At 72.7% G+C, this 22435-nt stretch carries 19 protein-coding genes; 8 read left to right on the top strand and 11 right to left on the bottom strand.

What is annotated here, in order from left to right:
* Window positions 1-20: 20 nt before the first annotated feature.
* The 4 genes from ACIQVL_RS26910 to ACIQVL_RS26895 form a co-directional block, all read right to left on the bottom strand.
* Window positions 21-1139: an LLM class flavin-dependent oxidoreductase gene (locus ACIQVL_RS26910; protein WP_350788682.1), complete on the bottom strand. Its 1119-nt coding sequence runs from the start codon at window positions 1137-1139 to the stop codon at window positions 21-23.
* A 98-nt stretch (window positions 1140-1237) separates the two neighbouring features.
* On the bottom strand, window positions 1238-2008 hold the full coding sequence (locus tag ACIQVL_RS26905) for an SDR family NAD(P)-dependent oxidoreductase (protein ID WP_403476552.1): 771 nt from the start codon (window positions 2006-2008) through the stop codon (window positions 1238-1240).
* Between the two features lie 13 nt (window positions 2009-2021).
* Window positions 2022-2945 carry an LLM class F420-dependent oxidoreductase gene (locus ACIQVL_RS26900; RefSeq protein WP_403476551.1) on the bottom strand — a complete coding sequence of 308 codons (924 nt, stop codon included), beginning with the start codon at window positions 2943-2945 and terminating at the stop codon, window positions 2022-2024.
* The gene (locus ACIQVL_RS26895) at window positions 2942-4180 is read right to left on the bottom strand and encodes an amidohydrolase family protein (RefSeq protein ID WP_403476550.1); all 1239 of its coding nucleotides are present in this window, start codon (window positions 4178-4180) and stop codon (window positions 2942-2944) included. The genes ACIQVL_RS26900 and ACIQVL_RS26895 overlap by 4 nt, the downstream gene beginning before the upstream one ends.
* Before the next feature lie 298 nt (window positions 4181-4478).
* Here ACIQVL_RS26895 and ACIQVL_RS26890 point away from each other — a divergent pair, with 298 nt between their 5' ends.
* A complete protein-coding gene (locus tag ACIQVL_RS26890; protein ID WP_403476549.1) occupies window positions 4479-7430 on the top strand; it encodes a BTAD domain-containing putative transcriptional regulator in 2952 nt (983 codons plus the stop codon).
* Between the two features lie 235 nt (window positions 7431-7665).
* A complete protein-coding gene (locus ACIQVL_RS26885; RefSeq protein WP_403426918.1) occupies window positions 7666-7839 on the top strand; it encodes a hypothetical protein in 174 nt (57 codons plus the stop codon).
* Between the two features lie 892 nt (window positions 7840-8731).
* Here ACIQVL_RS26885 and ACIQVL_RS26880 read toward each other — a convergent pair.
* Window positions 8732-9103 carry a fic family toxin-antitoxin system, toxin component gene (locus ACIQVL_RS26880; protein ID WP_403426915.1) on the bottom strand — a complete coding sequence of 124 codons (372 nt, stop codon included), beginning with the start codon at window positions 9101-9103 and terminating at the stop codon, window positions 8732-8734.
* Entirely contained in the window at window positions 9100-9324 is a 225-nt protein-coding gene (locus ACIQVL_RS26875) for a hypothetical protein (RefSeq protein ID WP_403426913.1), read from the bottom strand. The genes ACIQVL_RS26880 and ACIQVL_RS26875 overlap by 4 nt, the downstream gene beginning before the upstream one ends.
* A gap of 271 nt (window positions 9325-9595) precedes the next feature.
* Here ACIQVL_RS26875 and ACIQVL_RS26870 point away from each other — a divergent pair, with 271 nt between their 5' ends.
* Window positions 9596-10945, top strand: coding sequence for an O-antigen ligase family protein (locus tag ACIQVL_RS26870; RefSeq protein ID WP_403476548.1), 1350 nt, complete (start codon window positions 9596-9598; stop codon window positions 10943-10945).
* Here ACIQVL_RS26870 and ACIQVL_RS26865 read toward each other — a convergent pair.
* Window positions 10942-12510, bottom strand: coding sequence for a FadD3 family acyl-CoA ligase (locus ACIQVL_RS26865; RefSeq protein WP_403427252.1), 1569 nt, complete (start codon window positions 12508-12510; stop codon window positions 10942-10944). The two genes, ACIQVL_RS26870 and ACIQVL_RS26865, sit on opposite strands and share 4 nt — an antisense overlap.
* A gap of 108 nt (window positions 12511-12618) precedes the next feature.
* Between ACIQVL_RS26865 and ACIQVL_RS26860 the strand changes: the two genes are divergently transcribed.
* From ACIQVL_RS26860 to ACIQVL_RS26850, 3 genes are read left to right on the top strand one after another with little or no spacing between them, the layout of a single operon-like run.
* On the top strand, window positions 12619-13782 hold the full coding sequence (locus tag ACIQVL_RS26860; RefSeq protein ID WP_403426911.1) for a lipid-transfer protein: 1164 nt from the start codon (window positions 12619-12621) through the stop codon (window positions 13780-13782).
* Between the two features lies 1 nt (window position 13783).
* Window positions 13784-14197 carry a Zn-ribbon domain-containing OB-fold protein gene (locus ACIQVL_RS26855; protein WP_403426908.1) on the top strand — a complete coding sequence of 138 codons (414 nt, stop codon included), beginning with the start codon at window positions 13784-13786 and terminating at the stop codon, window positions 14195-14197.
* A complete protein-coding gene (locus tag ACIQVL_RS26850; protein ID WP_403476547.1) occupies window positions 14194-14970 on the top strand; it encodes an enoyl-CoA hydratase/isomerase family protein in 777 nt (258 codons plus the stop codon). Before ACIQVL_RS26855 ends, ACIQVL_RS26850 begins: the two co-directional genes overlap by 4 nt.
* Window positions 14971-15198: 228 nt before the next feature.
* On the opposite strand, the gene ACIQVL_RS26845 is transcribed toward ACIQVL_RS26850, so the two are convergent.
* Window positions 15199-17541: a PQQ-binding-like beta-propeller repeat protein gene (locus ACIQVL_RS26845; protein WP_403476546.1), complete on the bottom strand. Its 2343-nt coding sequence runs from the start codon at window positions 17539-17541 to the stop codon at window positions 15199-15201.
* A gap of 199 nt (window positions 17542-17740) precedes the next feature.
* Window positions 17741-18475, bottom strand: a complete 735-nt coding sequence (locus ACIQVL_RS26840) for a VOC family protein (RefSeq protein WP_403426902.1) — start codon at window positions 18473-18475, stop codon at window positions 17741-17743.
* Window positions 18476-18609: 134 nt separating this feature from the next.
* Here ACIQVL_RS26840 and ACIQVL_RS26835 point away from each other — a divergent pair, with 134 nt between their 5' ends.
* Window positions 18610-19245 carry a TetR family transcriptional regulator gene (locus ACIQVL_RS26835; RefSeq protein ID WP_362601766.1) on the top strand — a complete coding sequence of 212 codons (636 nt, stop codon included), beginning with the start codon at window positions 18610-18612 and terminating at the stop codon, window positions 19243-19245.
* A 65-nt stretch (window positions 19246-19310) separates the two neighbouring features.
* Here ACIQVL_RS26835 and ACIQVL_RS26830 read toward each other — a convergent pair whose 3' ends face one another.
* Entirely contained in the window at window positions 19311-19763 is a 453-nt protein-coding gene (locus ACIQVL_RS26830; protein WP_403426901.1) for an Lrp/AsnC family transcriptional regulator, read from the bottom strand.
* An 83-nt stretch (window positions 19764-19846) separates the two neighbouring features.
* Here ACIQVL_RS26830 and ACIQVL_RS26825 point away from each other — a divergent pair, with 83 nt between their 5' ends.
* Complete coding sequence (locus ACIQVL_RS26825; protein ID WP_403426899.1) at window positions 19847-20458, top strand: LysE family translocator; 612 nt, start codon at window positions 19847-19849, stop codon at window positions 20456-20458.
* Between the two features lie 15 nt (window positions 20459-20473).
* Here ACIQVL_RS26825 and ACIQVL_RS26820 read toward each other — a convergent pair whose 3' ends face one another.
* Window positions 20474-22147 (bottom strand): tannase/feruloyl esterase family alpha/beta hydrolase, encoded by a 1674-nt coding sequence (locus ACIQVL_RS26820; protein WP_403476545.1) that lies wholly within the window; start codon window positions 22145-22147, stop codon window positions 20474-20476.
* Window positions 22148-22435 lie beyond the last annotated feature (288 nt).

Raw genomic sequence — 22435 nt, 5'->3', positions numbered from 1 at the left:
CCGCACCCGCCGACGAGACCTCAGGCCCCCTGACGGAACCGCGTGGTCCGATGAACCGGATCCGTGTCGATCTTCGGAATCACGTGCTCCCCGATCAACCGGATCGTCTGCAGCGTCTCCTCCTTCGGCACCCCCACCGGCAGCCCGAAGCTCAGCTGGTCGGCACCGGCCTGCTCCCACCGCTTGCACTGCCGCAGCACCTCGTCGGGGTCGCCGCAGATCAGCAGCTCCTCCTCGACGAGCAGCTCCACGAACTCCGGGGTGTACTCCGGCAGCGTCTCCGGCCACACCGGGAACCCCTCGGGCCGCGGGAAGGTGTCGTGGTACCGGAAGACCAGCGAGGGCAGGTAGTGCAGCCCGCCGCTCGCCGCGATCCGGATCGCCTCGTCGTGCGTCGGCGCGCAGATCGCCGTCGTCGTCACCATCACGTTGTCGTTGACGAAGTCCCCGACCGGCTCGGCGTTCACGATCGCCGTCTTGTACTGCTCCAGCACCCACTCCATGTCGGAGACCTTCTGGATGCTGAACCCGAGCACCCCCAGCCCCTTCCGCGCCGCCATGGCGTACGACGGCGGCGACCCGGCCGCGTACCACATCGCGGGGTGCGACTTGCCGTACGGCTTCGGCAGCACCTTGCGCGGCGGCAGCTGCCAGTGCTTGCCCTGGAAGCCGACGTACTCGTCCTGGAGCCACATCTTGGGGAACTCGGCGATGGTCTCCTCCCAGATCTCCTTGGTGTAGTTCATGTCGGTCACACCAGGGATGAACCCGAGGATCTCGTGCGAGCCGGCGCCGCGCCCGCTGCCGAACTCGAAGCGGTTGCCGGTGAGATGGTCGAGCATGGCGACCTTCTCGGCGACCTTCACGGGGTGGTTGACCTGGGCGAGCGGGTTGAAGATCCCGGAGCCGAGGTGGATCCGCTCGGTGGCGTGCGCGAGGTAGCCCAGGTACACGTCGTTGGCGGACAGGTGGGAGTACTCGTCGAGGAAGTGGTGCTCGGAGGCCCAGGCGTACTTGAAGCCGGACTGGTCCGCCTGGATGACGTACTCGGTCTCCTCCATCAGTGCCTTGTGCTCGGCCAGCGGGTCGGTCTCGGCTCGCTTGCCCACGTATCCCTGTACAAAGAGCCCGAATTCCAAGGCGGTTCACCGTCCCATATTTCCTGACGCTCCGTCAGATACCGTTCGTTGGCCGACTGTCGCACCGGCCGCTTCCACCGTCAATAGCTGACAAGCCGTCAGATGACACTGACCCCCGCCAGCCAGCCCCCGTCGATCACGAACGGCTGCCCGGTGATGTACGACGAGTCGTCCGAGGTCAGGAAGAGCGCCAGCCTGGCCACCTCCTCCGCCCGCCCGATCCGGCCCAGCGGCACGAGCTTGCGGTACAGCTCGTCCAGCGCCCGGCTCATCTCGGCGGGGTCGGCGGCCGGGTCCAGCCGCGCCGGGTTGGACATCGCGGTGTCGATGGCGCCGGGGCAGATCGCGTTGACGCGGATCCGCCGGTCGGCCAGTTCCAGCGCGGCGACCCGGGTGAGCCCGAGCACCGCGTGCTTGGTCGCGGCGTACGTCCCCACCGCCGCCATCCCGGTCAGCGCCGTGTAGGAGGCCGTGTTGACGATGGTCCCCCCGTCGTCCAGCTCGGGCGCGACCGTCTTCATGCCCAGGAAGCAGCCGACCTGGTTGACCTGCACGACCTGCATGAACTCTTCGAGGGGCGTGTCCACGAGCGCGTTGAAGCGCAGGATGCCGGCGTTGTTCACCAGCCCGTCGAGCCGGCCGTACGCCTGCTTCGCGGCGGCGACGGCGGCCTGCCACTCCTCCTCCACTCCCACGTCCAGGTGGACGTAGGCGGCCCCGATCTCCTTGGCGAGCGCCTCGCCGGGATCGTCCAGCACATCCGCCACGACGACCCGCGCACCCTCCGCCCGGAACAGCCGCGCCTCCTGCTCCCCCTGCCCGCGCGCCGCCCCGGTGACGATGACGACCCGTCCGTTCAGCTTGCCCATGCCGGTGCCTCCCTCAGCTGAGAAGGGGCGCGACATCCGCCCCGAACGCCGCTATCTGGTCGATGAGTTCGGCCCGGCTCCGGCTGCGGAACCGCACCTGGATCTGGTGCACGCCCATCGCGCCGTACGCCCGCAGCGACTCGGCGAGGAAGTCCGGGGCTCCGCCGAGGGTGCGGCGGCCGACCTCCCACTCCGGCGTGCCGACGTACAGCGGTTCGGTGATGGCGCCGACCGTGATCGGCTCCTCGATGCCCGCCCCGGCGCGCAGCCGCCGCAGCCGCTCGATCTGTGCCGGGAGCCGGTCCCTGGGGTCGCCCTGGGGCAGCCAGCCGTCGCCCTTGAGCGCGGCCCGCCGCACGGCGGCCGGCGACGATCCGCCGATCCACACCGGCACCCGCTCCTGCGCGGGCCGGGGCCGCTGCCCGAGCCCTTCGAAGTCGTAGAACTTCCCGTGGTGGGAGGGGAACTCGTCCGCCCCCAGCGCCGCCCGCAGCGCGTCGATCGCCTCGTCCAGCACCGCCCCGCGCTGCCCGAAGTCCACCCCCAGCACCTCGAACTCCTCCCGCACGTGCCCGGCGCCGACGCCGAGGATCAGGCGGCCGCCGGAGAGGTGGTCGAGGGTCGCGTACTGCTTGGCGGACAGGAGCGGGTGCCGCAGGCCGACGACGGCGACATGGCTGAGCAGCCGCACCCGTTCGGTCACGGCGGCCAGGTGGGCGAGGGTGGCCACCGGGTCGTACCAGACCGTGCTCATCGCCCCGGCCAGCCGGTGCGGGATCGCCACGTGGTCGCAGACGGCGAGGTAGGCGAACCCGGCCCGGTCGACGGCCCGCGCGATCTCGACCAAGTCCGCGGCGCCGGCCCCGGCCTCCCAGCCCTCGGCGTAGATGGTGGACTGGGACTGGACGGGGAGCTGGATCCCGTAGTCGGGGCTCACCGCGGACCGCCGCCCCACAGACCGCCGGCCGTCAGCCCCAGCAGGTCGATCGCGTTCCCGCGGACGATCCGCTCGACCGCGTCCGGGGCCAGGTGGCCCATCTGGGCCTCGCCGACCTCCCTCGACTTCGGCCAGGTGGAGTCGGAGTGCGGGTAGTCGGTCTCGTAGAGGACGTTGCCGACGCCGATCGAGTCGAGGTTGCGGAGCCCGAAGGCGTCGTCGAAGAAGCAGCCGTAGACGTGTTCGGCGAAGAGTTCGGAGGGCGGGCGGGTGACCTTGTCGGCGACGCCGCCCCAGGCGCGGTTCTCCTCCCAGACGACGTCGGCGCGCTCCAGGATGTAGGGGATCCAGCCGATCTGGCCCTCCGCGTACATCACCTTCAGGTTCGGGAAGCGCTCGAACTTGCCGCTCATCAGCCAGTCGACCATCGAGAAGCAGCAGTTGGCGAAGGTGATGGTGGAGCCGACGGCGGGCGGGGCGTCGGCGGAGGTGGAGGGCATCCTGCTGCTGGAGCCGATGTGCATGGCGACGACCGTGCCGGTCTCGTCGCAGGCGGCGAGGAAGGGGTCCCAGGAGTCCGTGTGGACGGAGGGCAGGCCCAGGTGCGGGGGTATCTCGGAGAAGGCGACGGCGCGGACGCCCCGGGCCGCGTTGCGGCGGACCTCGGCGGCGGCCAGTTCGGCGTCCCACAGCGGGATGAGGGCGAGGGGTATCTGACGGCCCTGCGCGAGCGGCCCGCACCACTCCTCCACCATCCAGTCGTTGTAGGCCCGGACGCAGAGCAGGGCCAGTTCGCGGTCCTTGGCCTCGGTGAAGGTCTGCCCGCAGAAGCGCGGGAAGGTCGGGAAGCAGAGCGCGGACTGGACGTGGTTGACGTCCATGTCGGCGAGCCGCTGCGGCACGTCGTACGACCCCGCCCGCATCTGCTCGTACGTGATCACTTCGAGCTTGATCTCGTCGCGGGAGTAGCCGACGGCGGTGTCGAGGCGGGTGAGGGGGCGGTGCAGGTCCTCGTAGATCCACCAGTCGCCGACCGGGCCGTCCTCGCCCGGCCTGCCCATGACGGGCTTGAACCGGCCGCCGAGGAAGCTCATCTCCTTCAACGGGGCCCGGACGATGCGCGGTCCGGTGTCCAGGTACTTCTTCGGGAGGCGGGACTGCCAGACGTCCGGCGGCTCCACGGTGTGGTCGTCGACGGAGATGATCAGCGGGAAGGTGCCGTCCTGGGTGTCCATGGCGCTCACGGTAGCGCTGATCTGACGAACCGTCAGCTATGGGATGACGGATCGTCAGGCAGGAGCGGGACGGGGCGGGCGCACTCCGGGTACGCGTTCACCGAACCCGGCAGGGCGCCCGCCGGCCCGCCCGCGGAATCGTTCCACCTGACGTCCGCCCTGCTGACGGGGGTGCCGCCGTGTGAAGACTGTGTGGACCACCGCGCGTCGCCCTGTGATCGGTGTCTCCCCAGGCTGACGCGGCCCGCCCGGACAAGGCAGACTGACGGGGTGAAGCGGGATGTCTAGGGGGACGGGCATGGACGGTGGACCGCGGGTGCCGGAGCAGCGGCGCGCCCCCTCCTCGGCGGAGGCGGCGGTGCTGCGCTTCAGTGTGCTCGGTCCGGTGCGCGCCTGGCGTGCCGAGGAGCCCCTCAACACCGGCTCCCCGCAGCAACGCGCGCTGCTCGCCGCCCTGTTGCTGCGCGAGGGCCGGACGGCGACCGCGGCCGAGCTGATCGACGCCCTGTGGGGTCCCGAGCCGCCGTCGCAGGCGCTGGCGGCGGTACGCACGTACGCGTCCCGGCTGCGCAAGGTCCTGGACCCGGGGGTCCTGGTCAGCGAGTCCGGCGGATACGCGGTGCGGGGCCTGGGCGAGGGGGCGCTGGACCTGGCGGTCGCGCAGGATCTGGCGGCGTCGGCGGAGAAGGCGAAGAGCGCCGGGGACCTGCACCAGGCGCGGGAGGTGCTCGGGCGGGCGCTCGCCCTGTGGGACGGCGAACCGCTGGCCGGGGTGCCGGGGCCGTACGCGGAGACACAGCGGGTGCGCCTGGAGGAGCTGCGGCTGCAACTCCTGGAGAACCGGCTGGACATGGACCTGGAACAGGGCTGCCACGCGGAGGCCGTCTCCGAGCTGACGGCGCTCACCGCGGCCCACCCCCTGCGCGAGCGCTTCCGCGAACTCCTCATGCTCGCCCTGTACCGCAGCGGCCGCCAGGCGGAGGCCCTCGCGGTGTACGCGGACACCCGCCGCCTGCTCGCGGAGGAGCTGGGCGTCGACCCGCGCCCCGGCCTGCGCGAACTGCAGCAGCGCATCCTCCAGGCCGACCCGGCCCTGGCGGAGCCCTCGACGCCCGCGGCGGAACCCCCCGCGGTCCAGGTCCGTCCCGCCCAACTCCCCGCCACAGTCCGCGACTTCACCGGCCGCGCCGCCTTCGTCACCGAGCTGAGCGAGGTGCTGGCGTCGGCCGAGGGCCGGGTGATGGCCGTATCGGCGCTGGCGGGCATCGGGGGCGTCGGCAAGACGACCCTCGCCGTGCACGTCGCCCACCAGGCCCGGTCCGCGTTCCCGGACGGCCAGCTCTACGTCGACCTGCAGGGGGCCGGCCCCCGTGCCGCGGAGCCGGAGACGGTCCTCGGTTCCTTCCTGCGCGCCCTGGGCACCCCGGACTCCGCCATCCCCGACTCCCTGGAGGAGCGTTCGGCGCTGTACCGCTCGGTCCTGGACGGCCGCCGGGTCCTCGTCCTCCTCGACAACGCGAAGGACGCGGCCCAGGTACGCCCCCTGCTGCCCGGCACGGAGGGCTGCGCGGCCCTGGTCACCGCCCGGGTACGGATGGTGGACCTGGCCGGCGCGCACCTGGTGGACCTGGACGTGATGTCCCCCGACGAGGCGCTGCAGCTCTTCACGAAGATCGTCGGTGCCGAGCGGGTCGCCGCCGAGCGCGAGGCGGCCCTCGACGTGGTGGCGGCCTGCGGTTTCCTCCCCCTCGCCATCCGCATCGCCGCGTCCCGCCTCGCGGCCCGCCGCACCTGGACGGTGTCGGTACTGGCGGCGAAGCTCGCCGACGAACGCCGCCGCCTGGACGAGCTGCAGGCCGGCGACCTCGCGGTGAAGGCGACGTTCGAACTGGGCTACGGCCAGCTGGAACCGGCTCAGGCGCGGGCGTTCCGCCTGCTGGGCCTGGCGGACGGCCCGGACATGTCGCTGGCGGCGGCCGCGGCCGTACTCGGTCTGCCGGTGGAGGCGACCGAGGACCTGCTGGAGACCCTGGTCGACACCTCACTGCTGGAATCGGCGGCTCCGGGCCGCTACCGCTTCCACGACCTCGTACGGCTCTACGCGCGCGCGTGCGCGGAACGGGACGAGCAGCCGCCCAGTGAACGGGAGGCGGCGATGTCACGGTTGCTGGACTTCTACCTGGCCACCGCGGCGGCGTTCTACGCGATCGACCGGCCCGGGGACCGGCTGGTGGATCACCTCGAGGCCACCGAGTACCCGGGGCTGGCGTTCCAGGACCGGCACGAGGCCCAGGACTGGTTCTACGCGGAGGCCATGCCCGTGCTGGCCTGCGTCCGGCAGACGACGGCGCCCGGACTGCTCAGGCGCGCCGTGGACCTGCTGTGGGCGGCCGTCGACCTGACGGAGTCGGGGGCCAACTCCAGGGAGTACGAGACCACGGCGGCCTTCGTGCGGGACGCGGCGCGCGCCTCGGCGGATGTGCGGGCACAGGCCCGCGCACACGTGGTGCTGGCCAACGCCTACCACCTGATCGGCCGTTTCGGACCGGCGAACGAACAGGCGACCGAGGCGGTCCGGCTCTCGGACCTCGCGAGCGACCCGCTGCCCGGGTGCTGGGCCTCCAACATGCTCGGCATCATCGCGCTCTACCAGAACAGGCTGGAGGACGGAGAAGCGCACCTCACCCGCGCGATCGACAGCTTCCGCGCCTGCGGCGACGAGCCCGGCGAGGCCAGCGCGCTGTGCAACCTCTCCCGGATCCACCTGGCGATGGGACGGACCGCCAGCGCGGTCTCCCTGGCACAGCAGGGGACCGGCATGTACGACGCCATGGGGCACGCCCTGAAGGGCGCCAACGGCCGTTACGCGCTGGGCCTCGCGCTCACCCAGGGGGGCCAGTACGACCAGGCCGCCGAGCGGCTTCAGGAGGCCCTGGAGGTGTTCCGGGACAGCCGGATGCGGCTGTGGGAGGGGATGTCCCTGTTCCGGCTCGCCGAACTCGACCTCGCGGCCGAGCGGCCCGCGCAGGCCGCGACCAACGCCGAGTCGGCCCTCACCCTGCTGCGCGGGATCGGCGGCGACTGGCGGCGCGGGAACGTCCTCACGGTGCTCGGCCAGGCCCTGACCCTGATCGGGCATCCGGGCCGCGCGCAGGTCTGCTGGCAGGAAGCGCTCGCCATCTTCGAGGGGCTCGGGGCAACCGAGGCCGAAGAGGTGAAGGCCCTCCTCAGGCCGAGTGTCATCGCCTGAGGCAAGGCGCCCGCGAGGAACGGGCAGCGGCGGCGCCCGGCGGACGTTCATCATTCGTTTATCGCGCCACGGCACTCTCGTCCTGTCGATCCGTCGCGTCGGGGGGCAGACGGTTTGGCCTGGGCCCGCGCCTTAAGGTGTAGCGGCCCGGAAGCGTCCGCCCGGCGGCCCTACGGGGGAGCCGCCGGGTGGGCCTTCCTACCCACAGCGTCAAGGACATACAGGGGAGCGAACCATGAGCGACGAGACGAAGACGACCGAGGCCGAGGTGGCTGCCGAGGGCGCCGAGATCACCACGCTGAACAGCCACGCCACCAGCGAGCCGCTCAGCGCCACGATCCTCCAGGCGGACGACGAGGACACCACCGTCACGCCGGACAACTCGCACGCCACGGACGAGAAGGCCTGACCGAGCCACACCAGGACGGGGATCGGCCGCGGCGGCGCGGAGGGGGAGCCGTCGCGGCCGAGGTGTGTCAAGAGTGAGGTTCCCGCCAATTCCCGGCGCGAGCCGTTCGATCCCCTCGAACGATCGCCCCCCCTGGAGCTAGCGTCACTCCTGTCCAGATCTCCCCTACCTGGTAGGAGCCAAAGCGAGCCGTACCAAGAGGATTGTCGCCACCGTTGCCATCATCCTCGGCGCGACCGCCGCTGCGACGAGCCCGGCGCCGGCGGAGAACCACGCTGGCATCGTGACTACGCAGGAGAACCATGCGGGCACGGTGACCACATCCGAGAATCACGCCGGCTGACTCCACCACCGCAGGCCGATGGGCCGGTCCTTATCCGGCCCATCGGCGTAGGGTCCGAGGCTTGCAAGTTGGCAACAGCGCAGGCTTCCTGCACCGGAATGTGCCTCAGAACCGCAAATGAGATCTCCTTGCGGCTTCCGCCCAGCTCGCACCACACCGTCTTGCCTGCAGACCCCAGCTCCACACCCCACCACTGCACCAGCGCGCCCAGCAGAGCCAAGCCCCTTCCGGTCTCCTCGGGCTCTGTGGCGAAGAGCAGCATGGGAAGCGCCTGCGGTTCGGGGTCGCTGACCTCGGCCCGGAGGCGGCCTTTGGCCCGACGGTTGACCGTGAACCCCGGCCGGCCACCCGCCTTTCCCGGCCGCTCGCTCGCTTCTCCCCCCCCGTGCTGGACGGATCGTGTCAAGGGTGGCCCGCAGGGCCATCGGCGCAGCCAACGCGCAACGCAGTGGAGCGCCCTTTACCCGAGCCGTGGAAGCACGACACTGGCCAAGAAGCGAGTGGCCCAACGGCAACTCGAAAACGCCGGGCACCACGGCCACGTCGCGCCTAGTCCCCCCAGGACTTGAGGATCTCGGCCACGCTCCTTGCCGTGCTGCCCTCCCGTTTCAGTTCGGTTGCCAATGCCGAGACCCTCTGCTGATCAAGCTTGGCCGGAATCCCGGACGCGATGAGATACGCGTGGGCGACGGCGACCGAGACCCGGAGGTTGGAGCGCTCCAGCCAGCACATCCGCCCGAGAGCGTGCGCGAGGGCGGCCGCCTTGGCATACGTGCCCTGGTAGACGTCCTGTCCTACCAGCACCGCTCGGTGACGCTCGACTGCGGCGATCGGCACGCCGTAGTCGTCGATGGCCGGGTCGTCGAGCCCCGCCCGCTGTGCGACCTCCAGGATCCAGGCCAGGTCGATGTCGAGGCTCATGTACCGGACTCCCCCTGCCCCTCGATCTCGTCGATGAGATCTCCGTACTCGTCGAGCACTTCCTGCGCAGCCGCCATGAACACGGCACGCAACTGCTCGTTGTCGGCCCGGATGAGCTGTTCGACGTACTCATTGACCGGTATCCGCCGGGTGGCCGCCGCATGTCGGGCCATCTCCGCCGCCTCGTCGTCCATCCGGATATTGATCTGCGTCTTGGCCATACCGGGAAGGTACCATCTGATACCAGCGCACGCTATCTCCTGATACCACCCACGAGAAGATCCAGCGACGGCACCAGAACCGGGGCGAGCGCCTCGAAGTAAGGCCACGCGCTCGCACACCGACCGCTCATCGGGGCCGAGCTCTCGCTCGGCCCCGCCGTGCCGGCTGCCCCACCCGCACTGCTGGATCCCACAGCGTCCGCAAAGGCTCTCCGCCCCGTTCGTCCCCGCGCCATCCGGGCGTCGTGGTCGGCGGCCAGGCTCGGGTGTCATGGCTTCCGACCGGAATGCACCCGCCGTGGTCGTCAAGGTCGTTCGGTTCGTGCCGCTCGGCGCGCTGGCCGTGCTGCTGCTCGACTCGGCCACCGACTTCTTCCCCGACGACCCGATCGCCGGCATCCTCACGCCGACCCGCCTGACCCTGGCCCTCGGGCTGCTGGCGCTGCTCGCCGGAGGCGCCCGGCTGCGGGACTTCCGGACCCGCCTCGACCTGCCCGTCGTGCTGCTGCTCGCCGCGTCCGTGGTGGCGACGTACGGCGGCGGGCATCCGACCGCCCCGCTGCGCGGGCTGCTGACCGTCGTCGTGACGTACTACCTCGTCGTCGGCCTGCGCCGCACCCAGCCCGAGTCCTGGCGCGCGCTCGGGCTGCTCGCCCTCGCCGGGGCGACCGCCGCGAGCACCAGCGCCTTCTCCCAGGTCACCAACGCCACCCCGACCGGCTTCTGCCGCACCGGCCTGCTCACCGACGTCGCCTGCGACGCGGGCGGCGGGGACGTGCTCATCCGGGCCACCGGCACCTTCGCCAACCCCAACCTGCTCGGCGCCTGCCTGGTGCTGCTGCTGCCGTTCGCGCTGCTGGCCGCCGTGTCGGTGGACGAGCGCACGGCCCGGACGGCGATCGTCCTCATGGTCGTCGTCGGGTACGGGGCGCTGGTCACCACCTTCTCCCGCGCCGAGTACGTCGCGGCCGCCGCCGGTCTCCTCGTCCTCGGCGTCGCCTACTGGCTGGCGCCCCGGCTCGCCGACCGGGCGCAGCGGCGGCTGTACGCGGTGGCGGGCGGTCTTGGCCTGGTCGGCGCGGCCGGGGTCATCGGGGCCGTGTCCCGGGCCGGGGACTCGCTGGGCGTGCGCGGGCAGGCCTGGCGGGCCGCGCTCCGGGTGGCCCGGCGCAATCCGCTGGGGGTGGGGCTCGGGCGGTCCGGCGAGGCGATATCCGCCGCGGCTCCCGGGGACCGGGTGTTCGTGCACGCCCACAACCTGTGGCTCAACTGGCTCGTGGAGACCGGGCCGCTGGGGCTGGTCGCCGTCGTCGCGGTGACCGTCGTGGCCTGGGCGAGCGCGGGGCGGGCCGCCCGCGCCAAGTCCGTGCTCGGTACGTTCGGACTCGCCTCGCTGACCGGCTTCTTCCTCGCCGGCATGCTGGACGACCCGGCCAACCTGGACCGGATCAGCATGCTGTTCTGGCTGGTGCTGGGGGTGGTGATGGCCGAGGCGCCGGGCGGGTGGCGACGGCGCCGCCCCGTGGTTCCGGACGACGACACCATCGTCCTCACCCCGGTCCGGCAGCCCCGGCACAGCCCCCGGTCGGTCGCCGCCCGCACCCGCACCCGCCCCGCCTAGCCGGCCCGCAACTCCCCCTTCACCACCTTCCCGCTCGCGTTCCGCGGCAGCTCCGCCACGAACTCCACCGTCCGCGGCACCTTGTAGTTCGCCATCTCGCGGCGGGCCCAGGCGATCAGGTCGTCGGCGGTCAGCACCGCTCCCGGCCGCCGCACCACGAACGCCCTGCCGACCTCGCCCAGGCGGGCGTCCGGGACGCCGACGACGGCCACGTCGGCCACCTCCGGGTGCAGGCCCAGCAGTTGCTCTATCTCGGCCGGGTAGGCGTTGAAGCCGCCGACGATGAACATGTCCTTGAGGCGGTCGGTGATGCGGAGGTTGCCGGCCGGGTCCAGGACGCCGACGTCGCCGGTGCGCAGCCAGCCGTCCGCCGTCACGGCCTCGGCGGTCGCGGCCGGGTCCTCGAAGTAGCCGCGCATGACGTTGAAGCCGCGGACCAGCACCTCCCCGGGTTCGCCGGGCGGCGCGTCCACGCGCACCTCGGTGCCGGGTATCGCGCGCCCCGACGTCGACGCGATCACCGTCGGGTCGTCGCCCCGGCGGCACATGGTGACGATCCCGCTCGCCTCGGAGAGGCCGTAGGCGGTCAGGACCGTCTCGACGCCGAGTTCGCCGCGCAGGCGCTCGACGAGGAGCAGGGGTACGACGGCCGCGCCCGTCACCACCAGGCGCAGCGCGGAGAGGTCGTGGGTGTCGCGGGCCGGGTGGTCGAGGAGGGACTGGTGGAGCGTCGGGGGGCCGGGGAGGACCGACACCCGCTCCGCCGCCACGTTCGCCAGGACCGTCGCCACGTTGAACACCGGCTGCGGGATCATCGTCGCCCCGCGCATCAGGCAGGCGATCACCCCGGCCTTGTAGCCGAAGGTGTGGAAGAAGGGGTTGACGATCAGGTAGCGGTCGCCGGTGCGCAGGCCCGCCAGGTCGGCCCAGATCTCGTACGCCCGCAGGGTCTGCGCATGGGTGATCACCGCGCCCTTGGGGCGGCCCGTCGTGCCGGAGGTGAAGATGATGTCGGAGAGGTCGGCGCCTTCCAACTCGGCCGAACGGGACGAGACTTCGGCGGCGGCGATCCCCTCGCCGGCCGCCAGGAAGTCCTTCCAGGTGCGGAAGCCGACGGGCGCGTCCTCGGACAGCACCACCACGTCCCGCAGGGACGGCAGTCCCGGGAGGGGGCCGCTCCCGTCCCCCTCCCCCGCCGCCCTCCGCAGCGACGCCACGTACGACGTCCCCAGGAAGGTCCCGGTCACGAACAGCAGCCGGGCCCCGCTCCTGCGCAGCACGTCCGCCGCCTCCGCGCCCTTGAAGCGGGTGTTCAGCGGGACCAGCACCCCGCCCGCCGACACCGCGCCCAGCGCCGCGACGATCCAGTCCAGGGAGTTCGGCGCCCAGATCCCGACCCGGTCGCCCGCCTCGACGCCGGCGGCCAGGCAGGCGGCGGCCGCCCGCTCCACCCGGGCGCCCAGTTCGGCGTACGTGATCCGGGTCCGGCCGTCCACCACCGCCTCGACGTCCGCGTACCGCTTCGCCGCCGACCGCACCAGTCCCGGAACGGTCCCCCACTCCATGTCACCGCGCACAACCGGCCTCCCCGGACGCATAGCTGACTGACCGTCAGATTAGCTGTAGCCTGACGACCTGTCAGCAAACCGTGACAGCCGTGGAGGTGCGGGCACATGGCCGGTCTCAGAGGCGTCAAGGACGCCACCGCCGTCGTCGGGATCGGGCAGACCCCCTTCGCCAAACGGCTCGACGAGGACGAGAAGACCCTCGCCTGCCGGGCCGTCCTCGCCGCCCTCGACGACGCCGGCATCGCCCCCGGCGAGGTCGACGCGCTCGCCTCCTTCACCATGGAGGAGACCGACGAGGTGGAGCTGGCCAAGGCGGTCGGCCTCGGCGACCTGACCTTCTTCAGCAAGGTGGGGTACGGCGGGGGCGGCTCCTGCGCCACGGTCGCCCACCTCGCCGCCGCGATCGCGAGCGGCCAGGCCACGGTGGGGGTCGCGTGGCGGTCGCGGAAGCGGGGCAGCGGACCCCGCCCCTGGACCAACACCGCCGTCCAGCTCCCCACCCCCGCCCAGTGGACCCGCCCCTTCGGCCTGCTCCGGCCCGCGGATGAAATAGCCATGCTCACCCGTCGCTACATGCACGAGTACGGTGCCACCCGCGACCACCTCTTCAACGTCGCCCTCGCCTGCCGCAACCGGGCGAACCAGAACCCCGCCGCCGTGATGTACGACCGGCCCCTCACCCGCGAGATGTACATGACCTCCCGGTGGATCAGCGAGCCCCTCTGCCTCTACGACAACTGCCTGGAGACGGACGGGGCGCTGGCCTGCGTGGTGGTCGGCAGGGAGCGGGCCCGGGACTGCCGGCACCGGCCCGTCTACGTCCACTCGGCCGCCCAGGGCCTGCCCGCCCAGCACCACGGCATGGTCAACTACTGGAACGACGACCCCCTCACCGGCCCCGCCTGGACCGCCGCCCGCCACCTGTGGAAGCACGCCGACCTCACCCCCGACGACGTCGACGTCGCCCAGATCTACGACGCGTTCACCGCCCTGATCCCGCTCTCCCTGGAGGGCTACGGCTTCTGCGGGCGCGGGGAGGGCGGGGCGTTCACCGAGGGCGGCGCCCTGGAGACCGGCGGGCGGCTGCCCGTGAACACCGGTGGCGGCGGGCTCAGCGAGGCCTACGTGCACGGGTTCAACCTCATCACCGAAGGCGTCAAGCAACTGCGCGGGACCAGCACCGCCCAGGTGCCGGGCGCCGCCACCTGCCTGGTCACCGCAGGCGAGGGCGTCCCGACCTCCGCCCTCCTCCTCACCAACCGGAGCTGACATGCTGCGACCGGTCACCGACACCGACGGCGCCCCCTTCTGGGAGTACGCGGCCCGCGGCGAACTCCGCGTGCAGGCCTGCGCCGACTGCGGCGAGCCCCGCTTCCCGCCCCGCCCCTGCTGCCCGCACTGCCAGTCCTTCGCGAGCGCGTGGCGGCCGACGAGCGGGCGGGGCCGGATCTGGTCGTACGTCGTCCCGCACCCGCCGCTGCTGCCCGAGTACGCGGCGCAGGCGCCCTACAACGTGGTCGTCGTGGAACTCGACGACGCGCCCCGGGTACGGCTGGTCGGGAACGTGGTGAGCGGGGCCGGAGCGCCGCTCGACTCCCTCCCCCCGGACCGGATCCGGATCGGCGCCCGGGTGCAGGCGGTCTTCGCGGACGGTCTGCCGCAGTGGGTCCTGGAGCGGCCGTGAGCCTGCGGCTGGAGGTGGACAAGGAGAGCGGGGTCGCCGTCGTCACCCTCGACCGCCCCGAGCGGCTCAACGCCGTCGACCTCCCGACGGCCGGCGAACTCTGCGACACCTGGCGGGCGTTGCGCTTCGACGACGCGGTACGGGCCGTCGTGCTCACCGGAGCCGGCGGGCGCGCCTTCAGCACCGGGCTCGACCGGGACGCCGTCGTGCCGCAGCCGTCCTCGCCGTACAGCCAGGACGACCCGCTGATCGCCGTCGGGCCGAAGGCGAACGACCTGTGGAAGCCGGTGATCGCCGCGGTGGCCGGGATGGCCTGCGGCGGTGCCTTCTACCTCCTCGGCGAGTGCGACTTCGTCGTCGCCGACGAGACCGCGGCCTTCTTCGACCCGCACACCTCCTACGGCATGGTCAGCGCCTACGAGTCGGTTCTGATGGCGCAGCGGATGCCGTACGGGGAGGTGGCCCGGATGGTGCTCATGGGCATCGCCGAACGGGTCTCCGCGCGGCGGGCGTACGAGGTGGGGCTGGTGTCCGAAGTGACGCCCGCCGGGGAGGCGTTGGCGGCGGCCGTACGGTGCGCGACGGTCATCGCCGGGTACCCGACGGAGGGGGTCCAGGGGAGCGTGCGGGCGCTGTGGGCGGCGCGGGGGGCGGACCGGGAACGGGGCTGGGCCGAGGCCCCGCACCTGATCACCCTGGGCAACCTGCCCGGCGAACGGCAGGCGGAGCTCTTCGCCGACCGGCAGCGCGGCGTCGTCCCTCGTACCCGCTGAGACACCGCCCAGAGGGGTGCCACTGACTGCCGCCACGCGACTGCGGGTCCGTCGTGGCCGTTCGCGCAGTTCCCCGCGCCCCTGAAGGGGCGCACCGCTCCAGCCCCCTCGAAAAGGCGCGGCACCGTCACAACCGACGGGACGACAGCCGACCTGAAGGGGCGCGGGGAACTGCGCGACAAGCCCCCACGGCGCCGCAGTGGCCCTGCGAGCCGCACCCCGCGGCGCTCAGGCGGTCCGGGCCGTGCCGGTGCCCTTCTCGGCGTCCAGGGCGTACACGCACCGGTCCTTGCTGCACGCGTACACCACCCCGTCCCGCACCACCGGCGACCCGGTGATCTCCCCGCCGGTGGCCAGCTTCCACCGCAGCCGGCCGTCGTCGGCCTTGAGGGTGTACAGCAGGTGGTCCGTCGACCCGAAGTGGATGCGGCCCTCGGCCACCGTCGGGGCGCCCACCACGTCGCCGCCCGCCTGGAAGCGCCACTTGGGGGTGCCGGTGACAGCGTCCAGGGTGTACAGCCCCTTGCCGCTCCCCACGTGGACGTGGCCCGCGGCGACCAGCACCGGCTCGATCGAGGCGCGGGCCTCCGTCGCGATGCGCCAGCGGTCGCGGCCGTCGGTGGCGTCGAGGGCGTAGACGGTGCCGAGGTAGTCGGCGAGGTAGATGCCGCCGCCGGTGACGGCGGGGCCGGAGACGTGGGCGGGCGGGGAGAGGAAGACGGCCGGCGCCTCGAAGTGCCAGCGGACGCGCCCCGTCGCGGTGTCGAGGGCGATGACGCGGGTGCCCGCGGAGGCGTACACGAAGCCGTCGTCGGCGTGGGTGAGGCGGACCGGGACGCCGCCGCAGGAGGCCGCGTCGCCGATGGGGTAGGACCAGCGTTCGTCGCCGGTACGGGCGTCGAGGGCCCGCAGGCGCGCGTCCTGCCAGACGTAGACCGTGCCGTCGTGCAGGGAGGGCCCGGACTCGGGGGCCTCGAAGTCGGTCTGGGCCCCGGCCAGCTCCCAGAGCTTCTGCCCGGTGGACGCCTCCCAGCCCTGGACGCCGCCGCCCCGGGTGCCGGTGACGAGGGTGCCGCGGTCGGCCTTGAGGGAGTACACCCAGGCGTCGGTGGACAGCCGCCACAGGTCGCCGCCCTCGCGGGCCTCCAGGGCGAACAGGGTGGGGCCGTCGGAGGCGTGGATACGGCCGTCGGCGACCGCCATGGACCAGGCGACGTCGCGGGTCTTGAAGCGGCGGCGGCCGGTGGCCACGTCGAGGGCGTGCACCTCGAAGGAGGTGACGTAGACGAGGTCGCCGTCGACGGCCGGGGTGCCCCAGACGTCGTTGGACATCCGGAACCGCCAGGGCCGCCAGCCGGAGGCCGTCTCCGGGGGCAGGACGGGGGCCGCCGGTACGGCGGGGTCGGCGCCGTTGACGCCGGGGTGCGGGCGGGACCAGCTGGCCACCAGGCCGGCCTCGGGCGGAGGTGCCTTCACGGCGGCGGCGCGGGCGTCGGCGACCCGCGGTCCCGGGCCGATCGGCACCGGGGCGCCCGCGAGGCGGACCGGACCGGTGTCGGGGGCGCCCGCCGGGACGGGGGCGGGGACCACGGGATCGTAGGAGGGCGGCGGGGGCATCGCGAGGCGGCCCGCGCTGCGGCCGCCGGAGGGGCTCGCGGAGGGTTTGACGGCGGGGCGGCCGCCGCGGCGGGACTCGATCAGCCCGACCGCCTTCTCGGGCAGCCAGGCGGACGCCGTACCGCTGTCGTCGGAGCCGGAGCCGAACAGGTGGGGGGCGAGCTGGGCCTGGAGGTCGGCCGGGTTGGGGCGGGCGGTGGCCTCCATCTGCATGCAGGACTCGATGAGGGGCCGGAGTTCGTCCGGGAGGCCTTCGAGGTCCGGGCCCTCGCGGAGCAGCATGAAGACGGTCTCGACCGGGTTGGCGCCGTGGAAGGGCGGGTGGCCGGTGGCGGCGAAGACGAGCATGGAGCCGAGGGAGAAGACGTCGCTCGCACCGGTGACGCTGCGGGAGTCCTTGGCCTGCTCCGGGGACATGTAGGCGGGGGTGCCGACCGCGACGTTGGTCATGGTCAGCCGGGTGTTGGAGACACCGGAGGCGATGCCGAAGTCGATGACCCGGGGGCCGTCCTCGACGACGAGGACGTTGGACGGCTTGAGGTCGCGGTGGACCAGTCCGGCGCCGTGGATCGACTGGAGCGCCTCTGCGACGCCCGCCGCGAGCCAGCGGACCGCCTGGGCCGGCATCGGCCCGCAGTCGTTCACTATCTCTTCGAGCGACGGCGCGGGGACGTACGCGGTCGCCAGCCACGGCACCGCGGCGCGCGGGTCGGCGTCGACGACGGCGGCCGTGTAGAAACCGGAGACCGCGCGGGCCGCCTCCACCTCGCGGGTGAAGCGGACCCGGAACAGCTGGTCCTCGGCGAGCTCGGTCCGTACCGTCTTGATCGCCACGCGCCGCCCGGACGCCGAGCGCGCCAGATAGACCAGCCCCATGCCGCCGGCCCCCAGCCGTCCCAGCACCTCGAACGGCCCGATCCGCCGCGGATCGTGCTGCGTCAGCTGATCCACCACTTGCCTGCCACCTCCCCGTACGGGCCCCGTCCACCCACATATGTACGCGACCCCGTGCAGCGTCTCACCACCGCACCGCCATGGCGGTACGCACCCCGATTCTTCCTGGCCCGGGCGCAGGTTGCGAACCCGGCGACGAAACGGGGTGTCTCATGACAAAGTGAGACATTTATCCGCCGAGACCCGCCTGTTTCCGGCCTCAGCGTTCCAGCAGCGCGAAGAACGCCCCTTGATTGTCGGTCACGACGGCCACTTTTCCGTACGACGTCTCGAAGGGCGGCGTCTGGACCCGGCCGCCCAGCTGCTGCACGGCCAGGGCCGCGGCCGCCACGTCCCCGGTGCGGAAGTGGACGACGAACTGGGAGGGCATCCCGGCCGCGAACACGTCGGTGACCGGGGCGCGGCCGAAGTCCGGTCTGGCGCCCGCGCCGAAGAGGGCGGCGGTGAAGAGCCGGCCGTAGAAGACGTTGGCCGCTTCGAGGTCGCTGGTGTAGAGCTGCGCCCAGACGAAGGTGCCGGGGGCGTGCCGGACGCCGAAGCCGGGGTGGCCCGCGGCCTGCCAGAGGCCGAAGACGGCGCCCGTGGGGTCGGCGGCCAGGGCGGCGGTGCCGAGGTCGCGGACGGGCACGGGGTCGTTGACGATCTGTCCGCCGGCCGCGACGACCCGGCGGGCGAGGTCCCGGGCGTCCGGGGTCGCGAAGTACACCGTCCAGACGGTGGGCATCCGGCCGTCCCGCTTCCGGGCCAGCCGGGCGACGGCGGCGCCGTCGAGGCGGGCCCACACGGCCTCCGGGCCGGCGTCCTCGAAGGTCCACCCGAAGAGCGCGCCGTAGAACCGCTTGCCCGCCTCGACGTCGGAGAGCTGCACGTCCACCCAGCAGGGGACGCCTTCCGCGTATCCCGCCGGGTATCCGGATGCCCTGTTTTCGGCCATGTCGTCAAAGTAACCGCCCCGCCCGCACCGCGCAGACCAGCCGCACCGGCCCCTATACACCCGCGCACCCCATTTGCAGTCGGCCGAATCGCGCTCCGATCACCCCTCGGTAAGCTGACGGCATGACAGGACAAGTGCGTACCGTCGACGGCCGCGTGGCCGGTCGGCGTGGGCAGGCGACCCGGCAGAAGCTGCTCGACTGCCTCAGCGAGATGCTCAGCTCCTCCCCTTACCGGGACGTCAAGGTCATCGATGTCGCCCGGAAGGCGGGCACTTCGCCCGCGACCTTCTACCAGTACTTCCCGGACGTCGAGGGCGCCGTCCTGGAGATCGCCGAGCAAATGGCCACCGAGGGCGGCCAGTTGACCGAGCTGCTGGCCGGTCGCTCCTGGGTCGGCAAGGCCGGCTGGGCGACCGCGCAGGAACTCGTCGACGGTTTCCTGGAGTTCTGGCGCAGGAACGACGCGATCCTGCGCGTGGTCGACCTCGGGGCCGCCGAGGGGGACAAACGGTTCTACAAGATCCGTATGAAGATCCTGAACTCGGTGAACAACTCCCTGACCGACTCCATCACGGAGTTGCAGTCCAAGGGCCGGGTCGACAAGGACGTGAACCCGGCCGCGGTGGCCGGTTCGCTGGTCGCCATGCTCGCGGCCGTCGCCGCGCACCAGAAGGGTTTCCAGACCTGGGGCGTGAAGCAGGCCGAACTCAAGCCGAACCTGGCACTGTTGGTGCATCTGGGCGTGACCGGGAAGAAGCCCACGAAGTAGTCGCGCCCTGGGTCCTGTCTGGCAGGCGGTGGTTCCCGCGCAGCGGTGAACCACCGCCTGCCGCCCTAAGCCGGCAGCGGCCGGTCCCGCACCACGTGCTTCATCACCAGCGTCGAGGTGAGGCGCTGCACGCCCGGCAGGGTCGCGAGCCGCTCGTCGTAGAGCCGCTGGAAGGCGGCGAGGTCGGCGGTGGCCACCCGCAGCAGGTAGTCGGGTTCGCCGAACAGCCGCTGCGCGTCCAGCACATGGGGGATCTCCGCGAGCGCCCGCTCGAAGTCGGCGACCGTGTCCCGGTCCTCCTGCCGCATGGAGACGAAGACCAGCGCCTCGAAGGTCAGCCCCACGGCAACCGGGTCCACCACCGCCCGGTACCCGCTGATCGCCCCCGCCCGCTCCAGCTCGCGCAGCCGCCGGTGACACGGCGAGACGCTCAGCCGCACCCGCCCGGCCAGCTCGGTCACGGTCAGCCGCCCGTCCTGCTGAAGCTCGGCAAGGATTTTCCGGTCCACGTCGTCCATGAGCAAGATTCTCCCCCGGAACCGGCCCTCCCGAGCAAATTCTGGGAACACTTTCGGGCCTCTCGCGTCTAATGTCCCTTTCCATGGACACCGGACTGCTGCTCTCCTTCCTCGCCGTCGACCTGCTGCTGGTGTGCGTGCCGGGCGCCGACTGGGCGTACGTGATCGCCGCCGGGGTGCGCGGCCGTTCGGTGCCGCGTGCCGTGGCGGGCCTGATCGCCGGGTACGCCCTGCACACCGCGCTGGCGGTCGCGGGGCTCGCGGTGCTGGTCGCCCGGTCGCCGGAGCTGCTCACGGCCCTGACCGTGGCCGGCGCCGGCTACCTGCTGTGGCTGGGCTGGGGCGTGCTGCGCCGCCCGGCGGTCCCGCGGGAGGCGGCGGAGGCGGGGACCGGGCAGCAGGGCCTGCGGCGGGGCGCCGCGATCAGCGGCCTGAACCCGAAGGCGCTGCTGCTCTACCTCTCGGTGCTCCCCCAGTTCCTGGTCACGACGGGCGCCCACCTCCCGGTGGCCGCCCAGACCGCCGTCCTCGGCGCCCTGCACATGGCAGTCTGCGCCGCCGTCTACCTGGCCGTCGGCGCCCTCTCCCGCGCCCTGCTCGCCGCCCGCCCCCGGGCCGCCCGCGCGGTGACCCGCACCTCGGGGGCGGCGATGCTGGGCATCGGGGCGCTGCTGCTGGGGGAGCGGCTGTTCTAGCCGCTCCCCGCCTTCTCAGCGGCGGTCCAGGACGGTGGTCGACCCGGCGGCCAGGTCGCCCGGCACGCTCGTCCTGGTCGTGCAGGAGGCGCCCGCGCCGGGGGCGGTGGCGGTGTCCGGGTAGGCGCAGACCGTGCGCCCGGTGCCCGGAGCGGGGCCGCTCTGGCCGAAGGACTCGGGGGCCCTGCCGTGCTCCGTCCACGCCTCCAGGACGTCCAGGAGCCGCGTCCGCGCGTCGGTGGTGCCGGTGAGGTCCGGCTCGGTGTGGCCGACGCCGGGGAAGTAGAAGGTGCGGACGAAGGAGCGGGTGCCCTGGACGCCGTAGCGGCCGAACAGGCGCTGCTGGTAGTTGTAGGAGTTGAACGGCAGGATCAGGGGGTCGTCGGTCCCCGCGTAGGAGAGGATCCTGCCGTTGTTCTTCCGGACCTTGGACAGGTCGGTGCTGTCGGTGGCGGCGGTCTTCTCGAACTTGCGGTACGACGCCTCGAAGAACCGCGGGAAGTTCTCCATGGTCAGGTTCTTGCGCCAGTCGTAGGCCGGGTCCTGCTCCAGCCAGTTGCGGACGTAGGTCTCGATCAGCGGGCTCATGGTGTTCCCGCCGGGCAGCAGGACCGAGAAGGTGGTGCCGCGGGTGATGCCGCCCCACAGCCGGTTGCCGTCGGCGTCGCGCGGGCCGTCCCAGACGAGGTCGATCGCCTCGGCCTCGGCGGCGGTGAGACCCTCGACCTCGCGCGCGTCGAAGGTGCAGCGGCGCGGGTCGGCGACGACCCCGTCGGTGACACCGTCCTCGGGGTCGCAGGCGGCGACGGCGGCGGCGTTCGCGGCGTCGCTCCTGGCGGGTGACAGACCGGCGGGGCCGAGCAGTTCGTTGACGACGACCGCGGGCCAGGCCTCGCCGATGATGAACCGGTTCCAGTTGACCGCCGGGTAGCCGAGCAGGAAGCCGTCGTACTCGTCGCCGTACTTCTGGGCCATCTGCCAGCCCTGCCGGCCGCCGGTGGAGCCGCCGACCCAGTAGTTCCACCGGGCGGCCCGGCCGTAGTAGGTCTTCGCCAGGGAGAGCGCCCAGACCGTCTGCTCGTGCAGGCTGCGGTCGATGAAGTCGTCGATCTGCCGGGTGTTCAGCCTGCCGGAGGGGGACAGCACGAAGCCGCCGCCGGCCTCGCCGCAGCCGGGCTGGGCGTTGGACCGGCCGGTCCTCGGATCGGTCGCGTCGCACCAGGCCGAGCTGTGGCCGGTGTCGGTGACCGAACCGACCTCGCCGCGCCGGACCGCCACGCCGAGGTCGCCGAGGTCGCCGCCGTACCCGCCGCCGCCCGTGTTGAGGACGCGGCCGTTCCAGGCGCCCGTGTAGGTGCCGCCGGTACCGGCGTCGGCGGTGCTGAGCGGGAGGGTGACGCGGACGCTGACGGCCCGGGTGGGCACGAGGTCGACCTGGCAGTACGCCGGGAGCGTGCCGGAGGCGGGTACGACCCCGGAGCTGATGCTCTTGACGTGGGAGTCGGCGAGCACGGTCCGCGCGAGGTCGGCGCAGCCGGGGCCGGCCGCCCGGCCGCCGTTCCCGGCGCCGGCCGGCTGCGCGGCGAGCGCGGACACCGTCACGGCGCTCACGAGACAGGCCGCGAGCCGTGGCCGGCGGGCGGAGGAGCCGGCGGGCCGCTGGGACGCGAGCGGTTCACGTGTGGTCATTCGTCGGCCTTTCGGAGGCGGGAATGCGAATGCTCAACGCGTCGCTCCAGCCTCAGGTCGCGCCCCGGGGCAGCGCGCGTGCCGCTCCGCGGACCAGCCGACGTGAACACCGACGGCCGTACGGCTTCCCCGCGGCCCTGAAAGAAGGGGCGCTGCGGCGCGGCCCGTCAGGGGCACAGGGAACAGCGCGACCCGTCAGGGGCACAGGGAACAGCGCGACCCGTCAGGGGCACAGGGAACAGCGCGACCCGTCAGGGGCACAGGGAACAGCGCGACCCGTCAGGGGCA

The sequence above is a fragment of the Streptomyces sp. NPDC090499 genome (assembly GCF_044769305.1).
Classification (GTDB): Bacteria; Actinomycetota; Actinomycetes; order Streptomycetales; family Streptomycetaceae; genus Streptomyces.
This window is presented reverse-complemented; position numbering and strand designations above follow the sequence as displayed.

Bases quoted from the DNA above. Each gene is read 5' to 3' on its own strand.
- ACIQVL_RS26905 (WP_403476552.1), bottom strand. From the start codon at position 2,008: ATGGGCAAGCTGAACGGACGGGTCGTCATCGTCACCGGGGCGGCGCGC.
- ACIQVL_RS26895 (WP_403476550.1), bottom strand. From the start codon at position 4,180: ATGGACACCCAGGACGGCACCTTCCCGCTGATCATCTCCGTCGACGAC.
- ACIQVL_RS26890 (WP_403476549.1), top strand. From the start codon at position 4,479: ATGGACGGTGGACCGCGGGTGCCGGAGCAGCGGCGCGCCCCCTCCTCG.
- ACIQVL_RS26885 (WP_403426918.1), top strand. From the start codon at position 7,666: ATGAGCGACGAGACGAAGACGACCGAGGCCGAGGTGGCTGCCGAGGGC.
- ACIQVL_RS26880 (WP_403426915.1), bottom strand. From the start codon at position 9,103: ATGAGCCTCGACATCGACCTGGCCTGGATCCTGGAGGTCGCACAGCGG.
- ACIQVL_RS26875 (WP_403426913.1), bottom strand. From the start codon at position 9,324: ATGGCCAAGACGCAGATCAATATCCGGATGGACGACGAGGCGGCGGAG.
- ACIQVL_RS26870 (WP_403476548.1), top strand. From the start codon at position 9,596: ATGGCTTCCGACCGGAATGCACCCGCCGTGGTCGTCAAGGTCGTTCGG.
- ACIQVL_RS26865 (WP_403427252.1), bottom strand. From the start codon at position 12,510: ATGGAGTGGGGGACCGTTCCGGGACTGGTGCGGTCGGCGGCGAAGCGG.
- ACIQVL_RS26860 (WP_403426911.1), top strand. From the start codon at position 12,619: ATGGCCGGTCTCAGAGGCGTCAAGGACGCCACCGCCGTCGTCGGGATC.
- ACIQVL_RS26855 (WP_403426908.1), top strand. From the start codon at position 13,784: ATGCTGCGACCGGTCACCGACACCGACGGCGCCCCCTTCTGGGAGTAC.
- ACIQVL_RS26840 (WP_403426902.1), bottom strand. From the start codon at position 18,475: ATGGCCGAAAACAGGGCATCCGGATACCCGGCGGGATACGCGGAAGGC.
- ACIQVL_RS26830 (WP_403426901.1), bottom strand. From the start codon at position 19,763: ATGGACGACGTGGACCGGAAAATCCTTGCCGAGCTTCAGCAGGACGGG.
- ACIQVL_RS26825 (WP_403426899.1), top strand. From the start codon at position 19,847: ATGGACACCGGACTGCTGCTCTCCTTCCTCGCCGTCGACCTGCTGCTG.
- ACIQVL_RS26820 (WP_403476545.1), bottom strand. From the start codon at position 22,147: ATGACCACACGTGAACCGCTCGCGTCCCAGCGGCCCGCCGGCTCCTCC.